6 protein-coding genes are annotated in these 5,680 nt (G+C 33.6%); all 6 read left to right on the forward strand.

The features are described 5' to 3' along the window. Positions 1 to 489, forward strand: a 489-nt coding sequence (locus B5X70_RS17190; protein WP_200812619.1) for an ATP-binding protein, incomplete at its 5' end; no start/stop codon positions are given. A 396-nt stretch (positions 490 to 885) separates the two neighbouring features. Next, on the forward strand, positions 886 to 1,677 hold the full coding sequence (locus tag B5X70_RS17200) for a type IV toxin-antitoxin system AbiEi family antitoxin domain-containing protein (RefSeq protein WP_079559144.1): 792 nt from the start codon (positions 886 to 888) through the stop codon (positions 1,675 to 1,677). Then, complete coding sequence (locus B5X70_RS17205; protein WP_079559145.1) at positions 1,674 to 2,465, forward strand: nucleotidyl transferase AbiEii/AbiGii toxin family protein; 792 nt, start codon at positions 1,674 to 1,676, stop codon at positions 2,463 to 2,465. Before B5X70_RS17200 ends, B5X70_RS17205 begins: the two co-directional genes overlap by 4 nt. Next, positions 2,432 to 4,795 carry an ATP-binding protein gene (locus B5X70_RS17210; RefSeq protein ID WP_198314178.1) on the forward strand — a complete coding sequence of 788 codons (2,364 nt, stop codon included), beginning with the start codon at positions 2,432 to 2,434 and terminating at the stop codon, positions 4,793 to 4,795. Before B5X70_RS17205 ends, B5X70_RS17210 begins: the two co-directional genes overlap by 34 nt. Next, entirely contained in the window at positions 4,785 to 5,408 is a 624-nt protein-coding gene (locus tag B5X70_RS17215; RefSeq protein ID WP_079559146.1) for a hypothetical protein, read from the forward strand. The genes B5X70_RS17210 and B5X70_RS17215 overlap by 11 nt, the downstream gene beginning before the upstream one ends. A gap of 23 nt (positions 5,409 to 5,431) precedes the next feature. Then, positions 5,432 to 5,680: hypothetical protein (locus tag B5X70_RS17970; RefSeq protein ID WP_200812618.1), on the forward strand; the 249-nt coding region annotated here is incomplete at its 3' end.

The following is a 5,680-nucleotide window of genomic DNA, read 5'->3' on the forward strand; positions in this document are numbered from 1 at the left end:
GTCCCAATCCAGATAAGCGTTTATAATGACAAGTTAATCTTTTGGAATGACGCTCAATTACCAGAAAATTGGACTGTTGAAAAACTTCTAACTAAGCATCCATCGAAACCATACAATCCAGATATCGCAAATACTCTTTTTAGAAGTGGATATATTGAAGCATGGGGTCGTGGAACAATTAAAATGATTAATGATTGTGTTCAATTTGGGATTCCTGCTCCAAAGTATTTTTATGATATGTCAGGATTTTGGGTAGAATTTAGGAAAAATATATATAGTGGTGAATATTTAAAGTCAATTGGATTGAATGACAGACAAGTAAAAACCATTGATTTCTTAAAGAATAATGAAAAAATTACAAATCGTGAATATCAATCAAACTTTAATGTTTCCAGAAATACTGCCAGTAGAGATTTATCCGAATTGGTTGAAAAAGGCTTAATAAAAGCATCTGACACGAAAGGAGCTGGTTCGTTCTATGAAATTTGAATTGCACCATAATTGCACCAATTGCACCATAGAGTAACCGACAACGAATTCAAATAAAAATAGATTACTTGAAGAAAAAGACAACGAAACGGCAACATCATATATAAAATATTGGGGTTTTGGTGTTTACACGAACCTTTCTGCCCCGCACCAGCTTTTGTAACGGCAGACAAAGACGCACACCGCAGCCCCAACATTTCATATATGTCACCGTTGTGTTTAATGCTAAGAGACCGTGCAAATGCCCACCCACAAACAACACATTTAAAAATCCCGCAGGCTAACCCACTTCCAAAATTTTTAAAAGAGTTGTTTTTTCCCATCGCACAAAGAAAACTTAGTAATAATTTGAGAATATTAGTTTAATTTGATACTTTTGTCGAACATTTTCTTAATATGAATGCGAAAGAATATATAAAATACTTGCTATCCATTGAAAGCTATTCATTCTCAGTTGATGAGATTTCAAAGGCTACTGATGGTACCGCCAATTCATTAAAATTCGAGCTACACAGGTTATCGGAAAAAGGAGAAGTTATAAATCTACGTAAAGGATTTTATTTGATTATTACTCCTAGATATTCTACGTCAAAAAAAATCCCGATACAACTTTATTGTGAAAAGCTATTTAAATATCTTAATAGAAGCTATTACATTGGCTTATTCTCTGCTGCAAAAATACATGGAGCGAGCCATCAACAAGTTCAGAGAGATTATTTGATAACAGAACAACCAAAATTCAACGATATATTAAAAAACACAATAGATATCCGATTCTTCACAACAAGAAACTGGCCTGATAAAAATATTCAGTTAAAAAAATCTGATGCAGGAATTTATAAAATTTCAAGTCCTGCACTGACAATTGTTGACTTAATACATCATCAAACAAAGCTTGGAGGAATAAACAGAATGCTTGCAATCATTGAGGAGTTAGCGGAAGAACTAACAAGTGCTGACATGGAAGAACTTTTGGATTGGTACCCAAATAAAAGCACTTTGCAACGATTTGGTTTTTTACTGGAAGAATTTGAAATAAACGAGAATTTCCAAGAATTGATTTATGGTAATCTAAAATCAAGTAAGTTTTTTCCTGTTTTGCTATCTCCGAAATCGAAAGAAAAAGCAGGAGCCGTTGATAATAGGTGGAAAGTAGATGTTAATGTAAAATTAGAAAGCGATTTATGATACCAAAACCATATATTGCAAAATGGCAGGAACACGCACCTTGGAAAGAGTTTTCACAAGTTGAACAGGATTTGATTATTTCCAGAACTTTGGTTGAAATATTTTCAGATGATTTCTTGAGAGAAAACCTTGCTTTCAGAGGAGGAACGGCTTTACATAAACTCTATCTTAATCCAGCACCTCGATATTCAGAGGATATTGATTTGGTACAAATTAAAGAAGGCCCAATAAAACCCATAATGGAGAGGTTAAACGAGGTAATTACCTTTTTTGAAGAACCAAGGAAAACGCAAGTAAGAGGACATGGAGCAAAAGCATTATATCGTTTCACATCGGAATATGAAAAAATACGAATGCGATTGAAACTCGAAATAAACTGCAAAGAACATTTTAAGGTGCTTGAATGGGTTGATTTTCCTTTTGAAGTTAGAAGCGAATGGTTCTCTGGGAAAGCTGAATTGAGAACTTACAATATAAACGAACTTTTAGGAACAAAACTTAGGGCATTATATCAACGGAGCAAAGGAAGAGATTTGTTTGATTTAGATTATACGCGACATAATATGGATTTGGACTATGAGCGAATCATAACTTGCTTTAAGGAATACACTTCGTTTGCAACGGGGAAAAGACCACCAAGTAAAAAAGAGTTCCTACTTAACATTGAAGAGAAAGAGGTTAGTGTTGAGTTTATAGGTGATATGGAAGCATTGCTAAGACCCGATATTAAATACAATCAAAGTGATGCTTTTAATTGGTTGAAAAAAGAATTGCTAGAAAAAATGTAGAAAAATTGGATATTATGGATGAAACTAAAATAAGGGCAGAGTTATCAGAAACAGTAGCAAAAGACCCTAACAATATTGATAAAATATTGAAGCTTTCGCACCAACTTGCCTCTTTAGACAAGAATAATGTCCGATTTTCAGTAGACTCTGGTGTTATCGACAGGCTTGGTAAAGAATTAGTTGCAAGGCATGAAACTGCTGTTTCTGAATTGGTTAAAAATGCTTATGATGCTGATGCCACTAAAGCGACACTGCATTTTTTTAATGTTGATACTAGTGGAGGAACATTAATTATTGATGATGATGGTGCAGGAATGACCAGAGACCAATTAATAAATGGTTTTATGCGCATTTCTTCAACATCAAAAATTCATGAACCTGTTTCACCTATTTTTGGAAGAAGCAGAGCCGGTAAAAAGGGAATAGGAAGATTTTCTGCTCAACGTTTAGGGAACAAATTAACCATAATTACACAAACGAAGAATTCTGAATCGGCTTTAAAGATTGTTGTAAACTGGGAAAAGTATTTAATGGATGAAGACCTATTTATTATATCCAATAAAGTAGAGCAAATACCAAAAGAAAAAGAACAAGGCACAAAACTGATAATTGAAGATTTACGCGAGTGGTGGTCTGATTCAATGATTAAACGTGTTTATAGGTATGCAATTGATGTCATACAACCTTTCCCTCTTTCAAAAAAAGAGAAAAGAAAAGATGGTGAAATAGTTGACCCTGGATTTGAAATTCTTTGCTTAAAGGATGGAAATGAAATAGCTAATCAACAATCGATGTTTTACCAACATGCTTTAGCTGAAATTGAAGGGTATGTTGAAAAAGGAATAGGATATTGGATGATTAATGATAGTAAGGTTGACGCTATTACGAAAAACCCAATTGCTTTGGAAGCAGAAAAAAAAGGAACATATTTACATCTTAATGGTATAAGGTTTAAAGCATATTACTATATTTATAATGCTGGTTTAATCCCAAAACAAGTGGAAAGTTATATTAGAGAAACATCCAAAGAACATGGAGGAATTAGACTATATAGGAATGGATTTAGAGTTTTACCTTATGCAGAACCTCAAGACGACTGGTTGGGATTAGATGCTTCAATAAGGCGAAGAACTGTTTTACCTGTTCACGGAAATATTATTTTTTTTGGAATTGTTGAGATTGCTGAATCAAATGATGATTTTGTAGAATTATCAAGTCGTGAAGGGCTTTTTAAAAATGAGGCTTATTATGAATTGATAGATTTCGTATATAGAAGTTTAATCGCAGCAATTAATCGAATTGCGGGAGCACGTGGCAGGAAAAAATCCACGGGGCAAAAAAATTGGGAATCAAAATATTCCAAAAGTCCAAAAGAATCAATACTGGATACAGCTGATGACCTTGAAAAGATTGCAGATGATATTGAGAAAAAGAGTGAAGAGAAAAAAACTAATGAGGATGACAATGAAGAAGGTTCAGAAAGCAAACATGATAAAAAGGAAGAAAAAGAGAAAGCTGAAGAATATAGAAAAAAAGCACAGCAACTTAGAGATGCCGTTAAAAGTATTGATGAGTTAAATATGATTCGGGTTCTTGCAGGACTTGGGTTGATTATTGGTGAATTTACTCATGAGATAATGAACTACCTCGGAACTTTTGAGATTGATACCAAATATATTTTAGAAAATCTCAACCGGGCTTCTGAAGAATATAAAAGAGCCATAAGGCTGAGAAGAACCTTTCAGTCTTTTAATGTGTATGCTTCTTATTTCGATGAAACCATATCGCAAAATGTAAATCAGGAGCTAAAACCTGTTGAAATCAGAGATGTAATTAAACCTTTTATGCGCACAATCAAGCCAGATAGGGAACGAAATAATATCGATATGAAATCTGAAATTAATGGTTACGAATTGTTCACTTGCAAAATGCATACTTCAGAATGGGCTTCAATACTATTTAATTTATACAGTAATTCAAAAAAGGCAATTAAAAGAGCGAAACCTGATAAGGGACAAATTCTTATTACAGCGAGTAAAATAAATGACACAATAAATGTTGAATTTATTGATAATGGTGATGGAATCCCAATGGAGAATAGGGAAAAAGTATTCAATGCATTTTTCACCACATCCTCTCCTAAAGGGCACAAAACTTCATCAACAGATGAGTTAACAGGAACGGGATTAGGATTAAAAATTGTTCGGGACATTGTTGAAAGTTACAATGGAGAAATTTCAATTGAAAATGCCCCAGAGGGATTTTCCACTAATATTAGAATAACAGTACCAGTAGCAAAACCTGAAGAAACAGAAGAATATGGCTTATAAAGTAGTATATATTGATGATGAAAATGAAGATAGGAGTCAAGCATATGCTGATGGCTTATCGACATTAGGCTTAATTGAGATAACAATTAAAAAACCTACGAGTTTTGAGACATTACGAGATGAATTAGTTCATGAACAATCTAATATTGATGCCCTAATTCTTGATTTAAGATTGGATGGAAACCAGCAAGGCGAAAGAGTTGCTAAATACACTGCACCAATTCTGGCAACGGGAATTCGTTCTCATTGTTTAATTGAAGACGGTTTTAAAAAAGAATTTCCAATTTTCTTGATTTCTAGTAAAGATAATCTTAAAAAGTATTTTGATTCAGATACATCTAGCCACGATTTATTTGATTACACTTTCACTAAGGCAACTGTTGGAAATGAAGGAGATGCGTATGAAAAAATAATTGCATCAATAACTGAAGCATATAAGTCAATCGGTGAGGAGAAAACAGATTTTGTGAAAATGTTAGCCTATCCTTCAATTAGTGATATTGAAAACAGAATATTTACAACAAAATTCCTTACAGGAGAGGGAACTTCGGTGTCAGAGATTTCCCAATATATTTTTAGCGAACTAAAGTTCCAATCTGGTATTGCAGCCTAAAGGAGAGACTCTACCTTTGTATAATGAACAATACATTTTACAAGCAATACAAAGAGCATATTGCATTAACATATAACTGCTTTGACAGATTGGTTTTTAATGGCTATATACTTGGTACATACAAAGACTCCAATATTGTCCAACTACTGAAGAATCTGAATTTCAGCAAACTTACCAATGGGGTTGTGCGTTGCTTAACAGACCAGCTTAATGCTCATATAAAACAGTACGCAATCCACAATAATATTCCTGTTATCTGGTGGGACAGTATC

Source organism: Alkalitalea saponilacus (genome assembly GCF_900168165.1).
Classification (GTDB): domain Bacteria; phylum Bacteroidota; class Bacteroidia; order Bacteroidales; family Marinilabiliaceae; genus Natronoflexus; species Natronoflexus saponilacus.